Annotated in this window: 16 protein-coding genes and 1 pseudogene; 8 read left to right on the forward strand and 9 right to left on the reverse strand. The window is 60.7% G+C overall.

The window, feature by feature from the left end; genetic code table 11:
* Positions 1 to 114 precede the first annotated feature (114 nt).
* Positions 115 to 1482, reverse strand: coding sequence for a DUF1329 domain-containing protein (locus Q1W70_RS05705; RefSeq protein WP_166588722.1), 1368 nt, complete (start codon positions 1480 to 1482; stop codon positions 115 to 117).
* 22 nt (positions 1483 to 1504) lie between these two features.
* Positions 1505 to 3299 (reverse strand): annotated as a pseudogene (locus tag Q1W70_RS05710) (DUF1302 domain-containing protein).
* A 587-nt stretch (positions 3300 to 3886) separates the two neighbouring features.
* Between Q1W70_RS05710 and Q1W70_RS05715 the strand changes: the two are divergent.
* Complete coding sequence (locus tag Q1W70_RS05715; protein ID WP_166588724.1) at positions 3887 to 4648, forward strand: N-acetylmuramoyl-L-alanine amidase; 762 nt, start codon at positions 3887 to 3889, stop codon at positions 4646 to 4648.
* Between the two features lie 55 nt (positions 4649 to 4703).
* Here the strand turns inward: Q1W70_RS05715 and Q1W70_RS05720 are convergent, their stop codons facing one another.
* The 5 genes from Q1W70_RS05720 to Q1W70_RS05740 form a co-directional block, all read right to left on the reverse strand.
* Entirely contained in the window at positions 4704 to 5615 is a 912-nt protein-coding gene (locus tag Q1W70_RS05720; protein WP_166588725.1) for an SDR family oxidoreductase, read from the reverse strand.
* Between the two features lie 162 nt (positions 5616 to 5777).
* The gene (locus Q1W70_RS05725; RefSeq protein WP_166588726.1) at positions 5778 to 6680 is read right to left on the reverse strand and encodes an alpha/beta fold hydrolase; all 903 of its coding nucleotides are present in this window, start codon (positions 6678 to 6680) and stop codon (positions 5778 to 5780) included.
* Positions 6680 to 7462: a class II aldolase/adducin family protein gene (locus Q1W70_RS05730; protein ID WP_166588727.1), complete on the reverse strand. Its 783-nt coding sequence runs from the start codon at positions 7460 to 7462 to the stop codon at positions 6680 to 6682. The genes Q1W70_RS05725 and Q1W70_RS05730 overlap by 1 nt, the downstream gene beginning before the upstream one ends.
* Positions 7463 to 7604: 142 nt before the next feature.
* Positions 7605 to 8291 carry an LrgB family protein gene (locus tag Q1W70_RS05735; protein WP_166588728.1) on the reverse strand — a complete coding sequence of 229 codons (687 nt, stop codon included), beginning with the start codon at positions 8289 to 8291 and terminating at the stop codon, positions 7605 to 7607.
* Complete coding sequence (locus tag Q1W70_RS05740; protein WP_166588729.1) at positions 8281 to 8667, reverse strand: CidA/LrgA family protein; 387 nt, start codon at positions 8665 to 8667, stop codon at positions 8281 to 8283. Before Q1W70_RS05740 ends, Q1W70_RS05735 begins: the two co-directional genes overlap by 11 nt.
* Positions 8668 to 8762: 95 nt before the next feature.
* Between Q1W70_RS05740 and Q1W70_RS05745 the strand changes: the two genes are divergently transcribed.
* Positions 8763 to 9659, forward strand: a complete 897-nt coding sequence (locus Q1W70_RS05745) for a LysR family transcriptional regulator (protein WP_182343546.1) — start codon at positions 8763 to 8765, stop codon at positions 9657 to 9659.
* Here Q1W70_RS05745 and Q1W70_RS05750 read toward each other — a convergent pair.
* Positions 9640 to 10095, reverse strand: a complete 456-nt coding sequence (locus tag Q1W70_RS05750; protein WP_166588731.1) for a flavodoxin — start codon at positions 10093 to 10095, stop codon at positions 9640 to 9642. The genes Q1W70_RS05745 and Q1W70_RS05750 overlap by 20 nt on opposite strands.
* A gap of 147 nt (positions 10096 to 10242) precedes the next feature.
* On the opposite strand from Q1W70_RS05750, the gene Q1W70_RS05755 reads away from it, so the two are divergent.
* Together Q1W70_RS05755 and Q1W70_RS05760 are read left to right on the forward strand one after the other, a co-directional pair.
* Positions 10243 to 10716, forward strand: coding sequence for a PAS domain-containing protein (locus Q1W70_RS05755; protein WP_166588732.1), 474 nt, complete (start codon positions 10243 to 10245; stop codon positions 10714 to 10716).
* Positions 10717 to 10770: 54 nt separating this feature from the next.
* Complete coding sequence (locus Q1W70_RS05760) at positions 10771 to 11379, forward strand: hypothetical protein (RefSeq protein ID WP_166588733.1); 609 nt, start codon at positions 10771 to 10773, stop codon at positions 11377 to 11379.
* 3 nt (positions 11380 to 11382) lie between these two features.
* On the opposite strand, the gene Q1W70_RS05765 is transcribed toward Q1W70_RS05760, so the two are convergent.
* Complete coding sequence (locus tag Q1W70_RS05765; RefSeq protein ID WP_166588799.1) at positions 11383 to 12342, reverse strand: MerR family transcriptional regulator; 960 nt, start codon at positions 12340 to 12342, stop codon at positions 11383 to 11385.
* Positions 12343 to 12548: 206 nt separating this feature from the next.
* Between Q1W70_RS05765 and Q1W70_RS05770 the strand changes: the two genes are divergently transcribed.
* The 4 genes from Q1W70_RS05770 to folX all read left to right on the forward strand — a co-directional run bounded on the left by Q1W70_RS05770 (position 12549) and on the right by folX (position 14855).
* Complete coding sequence (locus tag Q1W70_RS05770; RefSeq protein WP_166588734.1) at positions 12549 to 13118, forward strand: antibiotic biosynthesis monooxygenase; 570 nt, start codon at positions 12549 to 12551, stop codon at positions 13116 to 13118.
* 61 nt (positions 13119 to 13179) lie between these two features.
* Positions 13180 to 13890 (forward strand): dihydromonapterin reductase, encoded by a 711-nt coding sequence (folM, locus tag Q1W70_RS05775; protein ID WP_166588735.1) that lies wholly within the window; start codon positions 13180 to 13182, stop codon positions 13888 to 13890.
* Positions 13891 to 13911: 21 nt separating this feature from the next.
* On the forward strand, positions 13912 to 14472 hold the full coding sequence (gene folE, locus Q1W70_RS05780) for a GTP cyclohydrolase I FolE (protein ID WP_166588736.1): 561 nt from the start codon (positions 13912 to 13914) through the stop codon (positions 14470 to 14472).
* A gap of 2 nt (positions 14473 to 14474) precedes the next feature.
* On the forward strand, positions 14475 to 14855 hold the full coding sequence (folX, locus tag Q1W70_RS05785; protein ID WP_166588737.1) for a dihydroneopterin triphosphate 2'-epimerase: 381 nt from the start codon (positions 14475 to 14477) through the stop codon (positions 14853 to 14855).
* The last annotated feature ends 7 nt before the right edge of the window (positions 14856 to 14862 follow it).

Consider the following 14862-nt stretch of genomic DNA (forward strand, 5'->3'; position numbering starts at 1 on the left):
CCTTGTTGAGAAACATTCAGAAGGCTGATTGCCAGGCATAAAAAAGACGACCCACGGATCAATGCCGAGGCATCAATCCGTGGGTCGCCCTGGGTACAGGGGCCGGTCAATTCCTTAGCGCACGCCCTCTGCGCGCAATGCCGCCGGCGTGTAGTCCGCCGCCTTGGCGTCGAAGCCAAAGACGAAGCTGTGCTTCTCTTCGTTTTTCATGCCCAGGGCGATGTAGCGGCCGGCGATGAGGTCGTACAGCGCTTCCAGGGTGTACGCCTGGGTCTGGTGATCGTAGTAGTACTGGGCATGTCCTTCGGCCACGCGCCACAGTTGGCCACGACCGTCGTAGTGGTCGACCAGCGCCACCTGCCAGCTGTCTTCATCGATGTACATGTGGCGCTTGGCGTAGATATGCCGCTCGCTGGGCTTGACCGTGCCGACCACTTCCCAGACCCGGTGCAGCTCATAACGCGTCAGGTCCTGGTTGATGTGCCCGGCCTTGATCACGTCGTCGTACTTCAGGCTCGGCGAGTCGAGCTTGTAGCTGTTGTAGGGGATGTACATTTCCTTCTTGCCGATCAGCTTCCAGTCATAACGATCCGGCGCGCCGGAGAACATGTCGAAGTTGTCCGAGGTGCGCAGGCCATCAGCGGCCGTACCCGGCCCGTCGTAGGCCACTTGCGGTGCGCGACGCACGCGACGCTGGCCGGCGTTGTAGATCCAGGCCAGGCGCGGCTCCTTGACCTGGTCGAGGGTTTCATGGACCAGCAGCACGTTCCCCGCCAGGCGCGCCGGCGCGGTCACCGACTGCTTGAAGAAGGTCAACACGTTGGCGGCTTTTTCCGGGTCCAGGTCTTTCATCAACTGGGGTACGGCGATTTCTTCTTCAAAGCGAATCGGCGTGTAGGCACCGTTGGTCTGCGGTGTCACCTGGGTGATGATGCGTTTGAGGTTGCCGCCGTGGTAACGGGTGATGTGGTTCCACAACACCTCGACCCCGCTCTTCGGAATCGGGAAGGCGTAGTAGCGATTGCCGGTAAAGTTGGCCAGGCCGTTGCCGTCGTTGATGCTGGTCACGTTCAGCGCGCTGCGCTTGGCCGACTCGTAGATTTCCGGGGGCACGGCCACGGTGCGGTGGGTCGGGTAGACCGGAATCCGGTAGGTCTCGGGGTAGCGTTTGAACATTGCCACCTGGCCATCGGAAAGCTTGGCCTTGTACTTGTCGACATTGGCCGCGGTGATGGTGAACAGCGGTTTTTCACTGGCGAACGGGTCGGCCAGGAAGCCCTTGCTGTCGACCGCACCGGCATTCTTGGGAATGCCACCGGTCCAGGCCGGGATCGAGCCGTCAGCGTTGCCGGCCTTTTCCGCGCCCAGCGGGGTGAGGGTCGTACCGAGTTTGTCGGCTTCCTGCGGCGACACCGCCGCCATCACGTTGGCCGCCAGCAGGCTCAGGGCCAGGGCACCGCATTGCAGAATCATCTTGCGCATAAGGTCATCCTTTTCAGCCAGATCAGAAGTTCACGCCGAAGCTCAGGGCCAGGAAGTCGCGGTCTTCGAGGGTGTTGTAGTCGCCCCCGAAAAAGTCGGTGTAGCTCAGGCTCGCGGTGTAGGTGTTGCGATAGTCGGCATCGACCCCGACGCTGACCGCCTTGGCGCCCTCGTTGAACAATCCGTTGGGGCCATAGCCGGCAACGTCGTGGGACCAGGACAGGTTGGGCTTGAGGTTGATCCCGCCGATCACGTTGGCGTAGTCGAGGATGGCCCGTGTGCGGTAACCCCAGGAGGTGGAGGTGACAAAACCTTCGGTATCGCCGCCAAACCCGTACTGGCCGTAGACCGAGTCCCGGCCGTAACGCAAGGTGCTGCGTGACTCCAGGCCGCCGACCCGCACCACCGCGGCCTCGCCGACGAGGGTCAGGCGCTGGGCACCGAGGACCTGGTCAAAGAAGTGGGTCAGGGTGCTCTGCACCTGGGTGACTTCCTTGCGCCGATAGCCTTTGTTGTCGGCACCTGGGGTGGTGCTGATCGGCGACAACGCGCCGCCGGCAATCGGGTTGAGCAAGGCCAGGGTCAGGTCGTTGGTACTGACCTGGACCGGTGCGTTGGGCCGATAGCTGATTTCCCCGGTCCAGGCCGTGCCGGTGGGCAAGGTGGTGGAGAAACTGGCGCCGTACAGGCGGATGTCTTCGGGGTAGTCGAGGTAGTACTGGCCGCGACCGAGCATCACGCTTTGCGCCAGCCCCGAACCGGTGCCGGGCGCGATGGCGTTGGCGGTGCCGACGATGCCCGGCAATGCCGACAGGGTCGAAAGGCCCGCCGTGACGGTGCCGACCGTGGGCGTGCGGCTGTGGTAGTTCATGAAATACAGGCCGTACTCGGTGTCATCGCCCAGCCAGCGCAACGCGGTGCCCCACTGCCCGGAATCACGGGCATCCCGGTCGCCCCCCCGGGGCACCACCACCCCTTCGCGAGTCACTTCGAAGCCTTGGCCAAATGCCGCGGCAACCGGCTGCAACGGAGCGATTGCCGGGCTGCCCACCGTGTAGTTATTCACGCAGCCATCGGCCACCACATCGTTGCCAAAGAAGGTCCCGCAGTTATCCACAACCGTCTGGTCCCACTCCAGTTGATAAAAACCTTCCACCGTCAATTGGTCGGTGAGGCTTTGGGTAGCAAACAGCATGTTGACCGGGATCAGGCCCTCTTTGATTTCGGCACCCGGGCGCCGAAATGCCGAGACGTCGAGCGGGTTGATGCTGTTGATCGAGTTGCCGATGAAGGTGCTTTCGCCCCAACTGACCACCTGTTTGCCGGCGCGCACGGTGCCGGGCAGATCGGCGATGGAGTAGTTGTGGTAGACGAAGGCATCGAGGATCTGCCCGCCGGAGGATTTGGCGCCTTCCTTGCGATTGGTGTCGCTGATGTCCTTGAACGGACGGCTTTCGTCCTTGAGCTCGAAGTCGTACCAGTATTTGCCACGGACAAATACCCCGGTATCACCGTATTTCAGACTCCAGGTCGTGGATACCCTTGAAGATCTTCGAAAAGGTCTCGCCCTTGCTGAAGTTCAAGCGCCCATCGTCGCCGGTCGATGACTGTCCGGAGCCTCCGTTGACCGTGCCCACCAACGCATCATCGGCATCGCGCATGCCCCAGCTCGCACCAATCGACAGCGACGAATCGAACGTACCCTCGATTTCGCCAAGGTTGAATTCAACCGCCTGTGCCTGGGCGCAGCAGCCCAAGGCAACCGCGACGGCCAGCGTCTGCGGCGTGAAGATGGCGCGCATTGTTGTTTTTGTCATGCGTCTTCCCCGGTGAGTGACTTGAGGCCCCACCCTACTGCTGCCCGCCAGGAGCGATAAGCGCACCAAGGAGGTATTCGCGGTGTCGCTCCAAAGGATGAATGCCCGCACAGGGCAAGGCTTTGCGCTCGGCATGGGCCGGCTGGATGAGGGGTTATCAATCAAACCGATGATCCGGGCAACTGTTGCCGACGGCGTAACAGTGCATGTCCCGAAACGCTATTTTTCCTTTACCAAGAAGGACTTATTCTAATCGGGCTTCGACGGCAACAGCCCCGAAGCCCCGCCAGCCGAGTGTGGGTTGTCCACTTGAGCGGCGAACTTTTCAGATGCTCCGAATGCCCATCATTCAGTTCATCACCCTGTGTTCACTGACGTTGATTTGTAGCTCCTTGATCTAACGTCTTACTTTGGCCGCTGCCTTTGCAGCGGCTTTTTTTATGGGGAATTTTTTACCTGGCAGATTGCTGAAAGCGGCTACAGAACAACGAGAAAACCACTACCGAATCTCCCTACAGGTACTGCTACCTTGCTGCGAATGGACGATTGAAGATCAACGCCGATTCACACAACAGGGTAGTTAAATCATGTCTCCGATAAACACCAGCTATCGAGCCAAGGCTTTCAACAACCGCATCCGCTTCTTGATCCTGCATTACACCGCCGCCAACTTTTCCAGTTCGATTGGCGCACTGACCGGACCCAATGTCAGCGCCCATTACCTCATTCCTGACATCAGCGACCCTACCTATATCAAGGCCGGTTTCACCGACCAGCAGATCTTCAGCCTGGTCGATGAAAACCATCGGGCCTGGCATGCGGGTGTCAGCCAGTGGGCTGACCGCAGTAACCTCAACGACACGGCCATCGGCATCGAGGTGGTCAACCAGGCCACCGATGACCAGGGCAAGTTCACCTTCCCGCCGTATCACCACCAGCAAATAGCCGCCATCGAGCAACTGGCAAAAGACATACTCAAGCGCTACCCGGACATCACCCCGCGTAACGTGCTGGGTCACTCCGACATTTCCATCGGCCGCAAAAGCGACCCCGGTGCGGCATTCCCCTGGCACGCGCTGTACTTGAAAGGTGTGGGGGCCTGGTTCGATGAGCCACAGCGCGACGCTTTTCTGCGCCAATACAGGGAGGGGGGAATACCGAACCGCGCGACGCTGCTGGAGCAGTTCAAGCGGTATGGCTACAACACGTCGCAAGCCACCAACGAGTCGGGATTCCAGCAACTGGTGAGGGCGTTTCAGTTGCACTTTCGTGCCGAGAACTACGACGGGGTAATGGATGTGCAGACCGCGGCCAATCTGGCGGCGCTGGTGCGTAAGTACGCGCCTTGAGCAATCCTTCCAGTCCGAGCACAAGCAGCCAGGCTTGCGCTCGCCCCCTGCCCCCTTACAACGAATACTTCTGCAGATTCCCCATCATTTCCTTCAGCGCTTCAATGTTGTCCTTCGGATGCGCCGCACCTTCGAAGTCGCAGATCTGCTGCCAATGGGCTGCCACGTCTTCCGGGGAAAAGCCCTGGCGCGGATCAAAGCCGGCGCCGAGGCTGCGCTCCCAGCGAACCTTGCCCATCCAGCCGCCGCCGACTTCAAACAGGCCCGAGGTTTCCTGGCAGTTTTCGCTGGCCAGGTACACCACCAGCGGGCTGACCAGTTCCGGCTTCAGTTGTTCGAACACTTGCGGCGGGATCAGGCCTTCGGTCATGCGGGTGCCCCCGGTGGGGGCGATGGCGTTGACCAGGATGTTGTTCTTGCGCCCTTCGATGGCCAGGGTCCGGGTCAGGCCATAGAGACCGAGCTTGGCCATGCCGTAGTTGGACTGGCCGAAGTTGCCGTAGATACCCGAGGTGGAAGCGGTGAAGATCACCCGACCGTAGTTTTGTTCACGCATGTGCGGCCAGGCGGCGCGGGTGACTTTGTAGGCACCTTCGACATGAACCCGGTACACCAGGTCCCAGTCGCTGTCGTCCATTTTATGGAAGGTCTTGTCCCGCAGGATCCCGGCGTTGTTGACCACCACATCGACACGGCCAAAGGCATCGAGGGCGTGCTGGACGATTTTTTCGCCGTCGGTCACCGAGTCATGGTTGGCCACGGCACTGCCGCCCGCCTCCCGGATCTCTGCCACCACACGGTCGGCGGCGGAGGCGTTGGCACCCTCGCCTTGCGCGGAGCCACCCAAGTCGTTGACCACCACCCGGGCGCCCTGCCTGGCGAACAACAGTGCATGGGCCCGTCCCAGGCCGCCGCCCGCACCGGTGACGATCACGACTTTATCTTCGAAACGCACAGACTCATTCATTACCCAACTCCAGCAGGCCAAGGACAGTGGAACCGAGTGTCAGGCACGGGGGCCGGGCTCACAATCAACTGGGCTGGGGCTGAATGGTGCGCGATAAGGCACGGGGATGATTGCGCGGCAGGCGCTCATCGGGTGGCAGGGTCAGGTTGGCCGACGAACACCTCAGGAGCAGGCGATCTTCAAGGCGGGAGAGTCCAGCTCTTCACGAAACGCCAGGTAGTGCTTGAGCACCTGCACCGGGGCTTCGATTTGTGGGTAATGACCAATCCCGGGCAATAGCACGGTGTCGGCATCGGCAATCAATTGCCGATAACGCTCGACCATGTGGGCACCGGAAACCGGGTCGACTTCGCCGTCGATCACGCGCAACGGCACTTCACCCGATTGCATCGCCGTGAGCCAGCGATCGCGGTGTACACGGCGCTGGGGCACGTACTGGATCAGCTTGTGCATGATCCGCGTCCCGCGGTTGTTGTCGATCAGGCTCCAGAAATCGTCCAGCTCGCTTTCGCTGGGCCGAGTCTGCGGACCGAAGATCTGCCGGAAGCTCTTGACCAGGGCATCGCGGGTGAAGGCACGACCGATCATCCAGCCCAAGGGGCTGAGCAACAGCTTTTGCATCAGTACCGGGCGATGGGTCTCGGGGAAAAGGCCGCCATTGAGGAACACACAGCTGGCGATATTGCTGCGCGCCTCCTGGTGCCTGGCGAGCAATTCCTGGGCGACGCTGTCGCCGTAGTCATGGGCCAGCAGGTGCACTGGCTGATCGATGCCCAGGTGCGCCAGCAACGCCTGTTGCAAGTCGGCCTGCTCCAACAGGCAGTACTCATGGCCCATGGGTTTGGCCGAATCGCCGAAGCCCAGCATGTCGCAGGCAATGACTCGATAGCGCTGGGCCAGGGGCTGCCATAGGTAGTGCCAATCCCAACTGGCGGTAGGAAAACCGTGGATAAGCAGTAAGGGCTCACCCTGCCCGGCCACCCAATAACGAATGGTCTGACCCCGGAATACAAAGCTCTGGCTGCGTTTGCGCCAGACGCACAGTGGAATCTCGGCGAGTGCCATTAGAGTTTATAACCCGGGTCTTGTTTATCGAGTTTACGCAGCAGCGCCGGCCAGGCCAGCGCGCCCCCCATTCCTTGAGCACTTTTGGTCACGCCGGCAATCATCGCCTTGGCCCCCGCGAGGATCTGCGGCTCGATGGCTATCAGCTCAGCGCCACCGTTCTGCGCCAGCACCTGGATATCGCAGGCCCGCTGGAAGGTAAACATCATCAGAAAGGTATCGGCGATGGTGCTGCCACAGGTCAACAGCCCATGGTTGTGCAGCATCAGAAAATGCTTGTCACCCAGGTCGGCCTGCAATCGAGCCTTTTCTTCGTGATTGAGCGCCACCCCTTCGTAGGCGTGATAACCCAGGCTGGAAAGGACAAACAAGGATTGCTGGCTGATCGGCAGCACCCCTTGTTTTTGCGCCGAAACGGCCACGCCCGCGGCGGTATGGGTATGCAGGACACAGACCACGTCGTGACGCACTTCGTGCACGGCGCTGTGGATGGTGTAGCCGGCGGGGTTGATCTCGTAGGGGCTGTCCATCAGCTTGTTGCCGGCCTGGTCGACCTTGACCAGGCTCGACGCGGTGATTTCGTGGAACATCATGCCAAACGGATTGATCAGGAAATCTTCGGTACCGGGGACCTTGGCCGAGATGTGCGTGAAGATCAAGTCATCCCAGCCATGGGCGGCCACCAGGCGATAACAGGCCGCCAGGTCGACTCGGGCCTGCCACTCGGTGGGGCTGACCTGATCTTTTACGCTCAGGCTTGACTGGACGGGGGCTACGCTCACGGCAAGGACCTCGGGTTTTTTATTATTTTGTGGGTGTGAACGCAGTCTAGTCAGCTGTCGGGATTCGGGTAGTTGCATTGGCAGCCAGCTTACTGACCCAACGAGTCAGTTGGCTTTCAAGCAAGATCCACTGTGCAGTGGATCACAGTATGTGCATCAGCAATGGCGCCGCGAACAGGTTCAACAACCCCGTCAGGACCATCACCAATCCCGCCACCGAACCTTCTTCCCCGCCCACCTCATGGGCTCGACTGACGCCAGCGCCATGGGCCCCGACCCCGAACAATGCACCACGGGCCAAGGCGCTGCGCAGTGGCAACCACTTGAGCAGGATCCCGCCGAGCATGGCGCCAAACACCCCGGTGAACATGACGAACACCGCCGTCAGCTCCGGTACGCCACCCAGGTCGTGGGCCAGCGGCATGGCGAATGGCGTGGTGATCGAGCGCGGCAGCAGCGACAGGGTTATCGAACTGTCCAGCGCCAGGAGCCGGGCCAGGCCAAACGAACTACCAATCGATGCGACGCTGCCGGCCAGCATCCCCACCAACAACGCTGACCAATGCCGCGCCAGCAACTGGCGCTGCTGCCAGATCGGCACCGCGAACGCCACGGTGACCGGTCCCAGCAACGCCATCAGCCAGTGGGTATTTTGTGCATACTCGCTATAGGCCGTGTGCAGCGGCACTGCCACCACCAGCAACAGCACGGGCACCAGAATCAGCGGCGACACCAGGTAACGTCCGCTGCGTCGATACAGCCAGCGACTCAAGACATAGGCGGCCAGGGTAAAGACCAGCCAGAACAGCGGCATCCACTCACTTCTCATGAGCCAGCCTCCAACGACAGACCCATTCGACCGTGAATGCCGTTACCAGCATGACCAGCAGGGTACTGACCGCGATCACCACGAGGATCCGCCAACCCTCATGGCGCAGCAGGCCACCGTAGTCGAGCAGGCTCATCAGGGCCGGAATGAAGAACAGCAACATCTCGGCCATCAACAGCCCGGCCCCCCTCTGCAGCGCCGCCGGCTTGACCCACCCCAGGGCAAATACCAGCAGCAACAGCGCCAGGCCCAGCACCCCGCCCGGAATCGGCCAGGCCAGCCATAGGGCCAACTGGCATCCGAGCAGATAAATAGCCGCCAACACCACCAGTTCAGCGAGCAGGCGGGCGAGTTTTTTGACGCGTGTTACGTTCATCGGTTGGCTCCTCACAGGAAGCCATTTTAAAGAGCGGGCTGTCATCACCGAAGCGAATTGTTAGACTCAAGACTATTCCAAAACGGAATCCGACAATGGAATTCAAACAGCTGCGCAGTTTCATTGAAGTCGTCCATCAGGGTGGCTTTACCCAGGCCGCCAAGACCTTGCACATCAGCCAATCGGCGGTGAGCAAACAAGTGGCACAGCTGGAGCACAGCCTGGGCGTGCTGTTGCTGGAGCGACTAGGGTCACAGGTGCGGTTGACGGCGGCCGGCACGGTCGTCCTGCAACGCGCCGAGGGCATGTTGCGCTTGCGCAATGAACTGCTGAGCGAACTCGACGACCTGAGTGACCTGCGCCGTGGCGAATTGCGCCTGGGCCTGCCGCTGCTGGGCAGCGATGCGCTGTTCGCCGGCTTGTTCGCCGAGTACCGCCGGCGTTATCCGAACATCAGCGTGCAGTTGCTGGAAGGCGGCAGCCTGAACATTGAGCAGGCCGTGCTCAGCGGAGAACTGGAACTGGGTGGCAGCCTGCTGCCTCAGGACCCGCAGTTCGCCTGGCAGCCGTTCTGCGACGAACCCCTGGATGCGCTGCTGGCGGCGGACCATCCATTGGCCGGCAAGGCCAGCGTACGCCTGGAAGAGTTGGCGGATACCCCGTTCCTGCTGTACCAGCGCAGCTTTGTGCTCAATGAACGCCTGCTGCAGGCGTGCCAGCAAGTGGGCTTTACACCCAGGGAGGGCGGGCGAAGCGGGCAGGCGGATTTTCTCGTGGCCCTGGTGGCGGCGGGACAAGGCGTAGTGCTGTTGCCGCGGGTGGTCGCGCGTGGCCTGGTTCGTCCGGGGGTGGTGCGCCTGAAGTTGCAGGCGCCCCGTGAACTGCGCTGGGACATCGCGTTTATCTGGCGTCAGGACGCCTATCTGTCGAAAGCCGCCCAGGCTTGGCTCGCGTTGTTGCGCGAGTTTCCGGTCAGCCGCGCAGAGCCGTGATCAACTCCGCCAGCCAGGGCTCGGCATCGCTTTCCGGGGTCACGCTCTCGCTGGCGTCCAGGCGCAGCATTGGCAGCACTTCGCGCACGCCCAGTTCACCGAACAGCTCACGCAGTTGTTCACCGCCGCCACAGAAAGTATCGCCGTAGCTGGCATCGCCGAGGCCGATCACCGCCCCAGGCAAGCCACGCCAGGCGCCTGGCAATTGATCACGAATCATCGAATACAGCGGCTGCAGGTTGTCCGGCAACTCACCCATGCCGGTGGTCGAGGTCACGGCCAGAAAGGCTTCGGGGCCAAACGTCTGAATATCGGCGAGGGTGGCGCGTGGGTTATGCCACGTCTGGAAACCTGCTGTCTCGAGGAGTTTCGACGCGTGCCGGGCAACTTCTTCTGCCGTGCCGTACACCGAGCCGGAAATGATGGCGACTTTCATCAATCTGATCCTGCAACTGAGTCAAAGACCGGGATCTTACCAGTTGCCGGAAATAAATCGCGATTGACTCCCATTTGGCACGATGGCAAGTGGACAGCCTTGCCTTAGAATGACAACCACTCTGTAGCCTGCAAAGGACCCGATCCGATGATCAATGCACAATTGCTGCAACTGGTGATCAATGCTTCGAACGATGGAATCGTGATTGCTGAAAGGGAAGGCGAAGATAACATTCTGATTTACGTGAACCCGGCCTTCGAAAAGCTCACCGGCTACAGCGCTGATGAAATCCTGTACCAGGACTGTCGTTTTCTCCAGTCTGGCGATCGAGACCAGGCCGCCTTGGCACGGATTCGCGAAACCCTTGAAAATGGAGGATCTTGCTGTGAGGTCCTGAAAAACTATCGCAAGGATGGCACTCCATTCTGGAATGAACTGTCACTTTCAACTGTTTTTAATGAGAGCGACAAACAGACCTACATTGTCGGAGTGCAAAAAGATGTCACCGTCCAGGTCAAGGCCTTGCAGCGTGTGGCACACCTGGAGGCGCAATTGGCGACCACTCAGGCTGAGTTGCAGGCAATGAAAACGACCAACGGTCAGAACCTGCAGGCGAATTAACGGTCACTAACTACAATCACCACTAACTTTGTAACTATATCTTTCGAGCTAGCCATGCAGCACGATGCCCTCCTCACCCAGGATGAGCTGGATTTCATCCAGACCATGCAACATAACCCGCAGCTCAACATGCGTGATGCGACGTCGAGCCTGCTGGTCAATGGGGGCTCGCAAATCCGCGATCTGCTGACGCGCCTGGCGGCCAACGAACAGGTGACTATCCAGGCACAGTTCGAGAACCAGCAGATGACCTTTCCGCTGCACCTGGTGGAAGATGAGTTCCATGCGCTGCATTTGCGCCTGGGGGTACCGAGCATTTATGAAGGCGGGCCCAAGACGGTGCGTCCTTGGCGCCTGACCCTGGAAGAACCGGTCGCCCTGGAGAATGCCAAAGGCCAGCCGGGCACCCTGTGGGTCCACGAAGTGTCGTTCAAAGGCATTTTGCTGGAAGTGCGCAACCGCACCAAACCACCGAAGAGTTTCGCGCTGTGGTTCAGCCCTTCAGGTTACGAGCGCATTGCCTTGCGCGGCACCTTCGAGCGGCAGAACGAGCAGGGTTACTACGCCTATCAGCTCAACCAAGGCAACACGGTGGAAACCGAGCGCTTGCGCCAATACATCCTGCAGCAACATCGCCTGACCCACCCCACCCTGCACGTCTGAATTTCAGGTATCCAGCGTTCCGCCAAGAAATAGCTGCAGACGCTGACGCATCAAGCCCCCGTCATTACCCAGGCAGCCGATAGACGAACCGGCCAGGCTCTCCTGCGCCAGCTGCGAAGCATCGCCGCACAACAACAGGCGACACTGCAGGGTCATCGCCAGCCGATTCAGTCGCCGGGTAAAGTCAGCTGCCGGGGCCCGATTGGACACCAGCACCAGCGCCTGGGGCCGGATTTTTTCACAGACCAGGGTCAGCTCCTCGAAAGGCTTGCCCAGCGCCAGCACCCGGACGCCCACCTCGCCACCGCTCAGGAACAATGCGCTCAGCAGCAACTCCAGTTCATGGCAATGCCCGTCGATTGCCGCCACCGCAACCCGAGCCGGCAGTGAGCCGCGCAACAGGTTCAGTCGCTGTTGCACCCGTGAGCGCAGGAAGGCGTCGAGCATGACCCATTCACTGGTTTGCCCGAAGATCTCCTTTTGCTGCAGCGCCTGCATCCACACCGGCATAAAGATGTCCTGGAACACCACATTCAATGAATAGGTGGAGAACACCTGGCCGTAGATCCGCGCCAGTTCCAGGTCATCATAATTGCTCAATGCCGTGCGGACCTGGCCCTGCCACTGGGCATAATCGGCCTGGACCAACGAGTCCGGAACAATGCTCGACAACACCTGCGCGGCCTGGCTCCTGGCCAGAAGCTGGCCGATCTTGCTGACCGCCACCCCCCGTGCGATCCAGCTCAGAATGCTGCGAATCTGCTCGATATCGGTCAGGGAATACAGCCGATGCCCGCTTTCGGTGCGCGTTGGCTGGATCAAGCCGTAGCGTCGCTCCCAGGCACGCAACGTCACTGGATTCACGCCAGTCAGGCGCGCCACTTCACGAATCGGGAACATTTGTTCCTGACTGATGGCATCAACAGCCTGCAACGGCTCGGGAGACTCAGTGATGACGGGCATCGGCGTGTAGATATCCATTGCGTATTGGATCCCATTCTATCGCGCAACCATGGGCGACATTCAAGTGGTGCCTGATCGTCGAAGGTCGCTGGTGTAATTCGTAGAATCAGGAATAATCCTTGCTTGTTGTAACTCAGCCCTCCACCCCGGGCTGTGTTCGGCGCGCCTCCTACCCGGAATCGCGCCCCGCTTTATGGAGATACATAATGTCTACCTCACCCGTTACCCTGATGGTAGCGCGCCGCGTTGCCAGCGGGCGCTATCAGGAACTGATCGCCTGGCTGCGCGAAGGCGAACAACTGGCCACCGACTTTCCCGGCTACCTGGGCTCCGGTGTGCTCGCCCCGCCGCCTGGTGATGACGAATTCCAGATCATTTTCCGCTTCGCCGACGAAAAGACCCTGCACGCCTGGGAGCATTCCGCCTCGCGCACGGCCTGGCTGGGGCGTGGCAGCGAGCTGTTCGCCCACCCTTCGGAGCATCGGGTCAGTGGCATCGATGGCTGGTTCGGCGCCGCCGGCCAGCGTCCACCGCGCTGGAAACAGGCCGTCGCCATCTGGCTGGCATTTTTTCCGGTCTCGCTGCTGTTCAACTTTGTCCTGGGCCCATTGCTCAGCGACCTCGACATGCTGCCCCGGGTGTTCATCAGCACCCTGGCCCTGACCCCGTTGATGGTCTACTTCTTCATCCCACTGTCGACCCGCCTGCTGGCCAACTGGCTGAGCAGCACGCCGGCACCGTCGTTGCCAGCCGAGGCGACTGCGCAGAACCGCTAAAAGGGGCATGGCTCGTCCAGTCGCTGGTATAGTTTTGCCATACCCGCGATGCGAGCCATTCATGACCTCTTCCCCTGCCCCGATCCTCATCACCGGCGCCAGCCAGCGCGTTGGCCTGCATTGCGCGCTGCGGTTGCTGGAAGCCGGACAGCCGGTGATCATCAGCTACCGCAGCGAACGCCCGGGCGTGCAAACCCTGCGCGACCTGGGGGCAATTGCGTTGTTTGCCGACTTCTCCACGCAGGACGGAATCCTCGCCTTCATCGCCGAGCTCAAGGGGCACACCCAACAATTGCGGGCCATCGTGCACAACGCCTCGGCATGGACTGCGGAAACGCCCGATAACGAAGTCGCGGCCTTCACCCAGATGGTCAACGTGCACATGCTTGCGCCTTACCTGATCAACCTGCAGTGTGCCGAGCTGCTAAGGCGCTCGAGCCCCGCCGATATCGTGCACATCAGCGACGACGTCACACGCAAGGGCAGCAGCCAGCACATCGCCTACTGCGCCAGCAAAGCCGGGCTCGATAGCCTGACCCTGTCGTTCGCCGCCAAGTACGCGCCACACATCAAGGTCAACGGCATTGCCCCTGCCCTGCTACTGTTCAACCCCGACGACGACGCGGCGTACCGCGCCAAGGCCCTGGCCAAGTCGGCGCTGGGCATCGAACCCGGCAGCGAAGTGGTCTACCAGAGCCTGCGCTATTTGCTGGACAACCCCTATGTCACCGGTACGACCCTGACCGTCAACGGCGGACGGCACGTCAAATAGGCCCCCCCGCGAGGATGTACCATGCCATTGTCCCTGCCCCAGAATTACCGCGAGATCCTCATCGGCCTGGGCGAAGACCCCGACCGCGAAGGCCTGCTCGATACCCCGGCCCGCGCGGCCAAGGCCATGCAGTACCTGTGTCATGGTTACGCGCAAAGCGTCGAGGAGATCGTCAACGGCGCCTTGTTTGCCTCTGACAACGATGAAATGGTGATCGTCGACAACATCGAACTGTACTCACTCTGCGAACATCACCTGCTGCCCTTCATCGGCAAGGCACATGTGGCTTATATTCCTACCGGCAAGGTGCTGGGCCTGTCGAAGATCGCCAGGATCGTCGACATGTTTGCCCGGCGCCTGCAGATCCAGGAGAGCCTCACCCGGCAGATCGCCGACGCTGTGCAGCGCGTGACGGGGGCTGCCGGCGTTGCGGTGGTGATCGAGGCCCGGCACATGTGCATGATGATGCGCGGCGTGGAAAAACAGAATTCGACCATGAACACCTCGGTCATGCTCGGCGCCTTCCGCGACTCGAGCAACACCCGCCAGGAGTTCCTGCAATTGATTGGACGGAGCAAGTAGCAATGCCACAACTTCAACCAGGAATGGCCCGCATCCGGGTCAAGGACCTGTGCCTGCGGACCTTCATCGGCATCAATGAAGACGAAATCCTCAACAAGCAGGACGTGCTGATCAACCTGACGATCCTCTACGCCGCGCAGGAAGCGGTGCGCGATAACGACATCGATCACGCGCTCAACTATCGCACCATTACCAAGGCGATCATCGCGCACGTGGAGGGCAATCGTTTTGCTCTGCTCGAACGCATGACCCAGGAATTGCTGGACCTGGTGATGGCCAACCAGAGCGTGCTGTACGCCGAGGTCGAAGTCGACAAACCCCACGCCCTGCGGTTCGCCGAGTCGGTGTCGATTACGCTCGCAGCCAGTCGGGCGACTGCGTAGTCGCTAC

This window comes from Pseudomonas kielensis, from assembly GCF_030505375.1.
Lineage (GTDB): Bacteria > Pseudomonadota > Gammaproteobacteria > Pseudomonadales > Pseudomonadaceae > Aquipseudomonas > Aquipseudomonas kielensis.

Excerpts from the sequence above, each read along its gene's own strand:
- Q1W70_RS05705 (WP_166588722.1), bottom strand. The coding sequence starts at position 1,482 with ATGCGCAAGATGATTCTGCAATGCGGTGCCCTGGCCCTGAGCCTGCTG.
- Q1W70_RS05715 (WP_166588724.1), top strand. The coding sequence starts at position 3,887 with ATGTCTCCGATAAACACCAGCTATCGAGCCAAGGCTTTCAACAACCGC.
- Q1W70_RS05720 (WP_166588725.1), bottom strand. The coding sequence starts at position 5,615 with ATGAATGAGTCTGTGCGTTTCGAAGATAAAGTCGTGATCGTCACCGGT.
- Q1W70_RS05725 (WP_166588726.1), bottom strand. The coding sequence starts at position 6,680 with ATGGCACTCGCCGAGATTCCACTGTGCGTCTGGCGCAAACGCAGCCAG.
- Q1W70_RS05735 (WP_166588728.1), bottom strand. The coding sequence starts at position 8,291 with ATGAGAAGTGAGTGGATGCCGCTGTTCTGGCTGGTCTTTACCCTGGCC.
- Q1W70_RS05740 (WP_166588729.1), bottom strand. The coding sequence starts at position 8,667 with ATGAACGTAACACGCGTCAAAAAACTCGCCCGCCTGCTCGCTGAACTG.
- Q1W70_RS05745 (WP_182343546.1), top strand. The coding sequence starts at position 8,763 with ATGGAATTCAAACAGCTGCGCAGTTTCATTGAAGTCGTCCATCAGGGT.
- Q1W70_RS05750 (WP_166588731.1), bottom strand. The coding sequence starts at position 10,095 with ATGAAAGTCGCCATCATTTCCGGCTCGGTGTACGGCACGGCAGAAGAA.
- Q1W70_RS05755 (WP_166588732.1), top strand. The coding sequence starts at position 10,243 with ATGATCAATGCACAATTGCTGCAACTGGTGATCAATGCTTCGAACGAT.
- Q1W70_RS05760 (WP_166588733.1), top strand. The coding sequence starts at position 10,771 with ATGCAGCACGATGCCCTCCTCACCCAGGATGAGCTGGATTTCATCCAG.
- Q1W70_RS05765 (WP_166588799.1), bottom strand. The coding sequence starts at position 12,342 with ATGCCCGTCATCACTGAGTCTCCCGAGCCGTTGCAGGCTGTTGATGCC.
- Q1W70_RS05770 (WP_166588734.1), top strand. The coding sequence starts at position 12,549 with ATGTCTACCTCACCCGTTACCCTGATGGTAGCGCGCCGCGTTGCCAGC.
- folM (WP_166588735.1), top strand. The coding sequence starts at position 13,180 with ATGACCTCTTCCCCTGCCCCGATCCTCATCACCGGCGCCAGCCAGCGC.
- folE (WP_166588736.1), top strand. The coding sequence starts at position 13,912 with ATGCCATTGTCCCTGCCCCAGAATTACCGCGAGATCCTCATCGGCCTG.
- folX (WP_166588737.1), top strand. The coding sequence starts at position 14,475 with ATGCCACAACTTCAACCAGGAATGGCCCGCATCCGGGTCAAGGACCTG.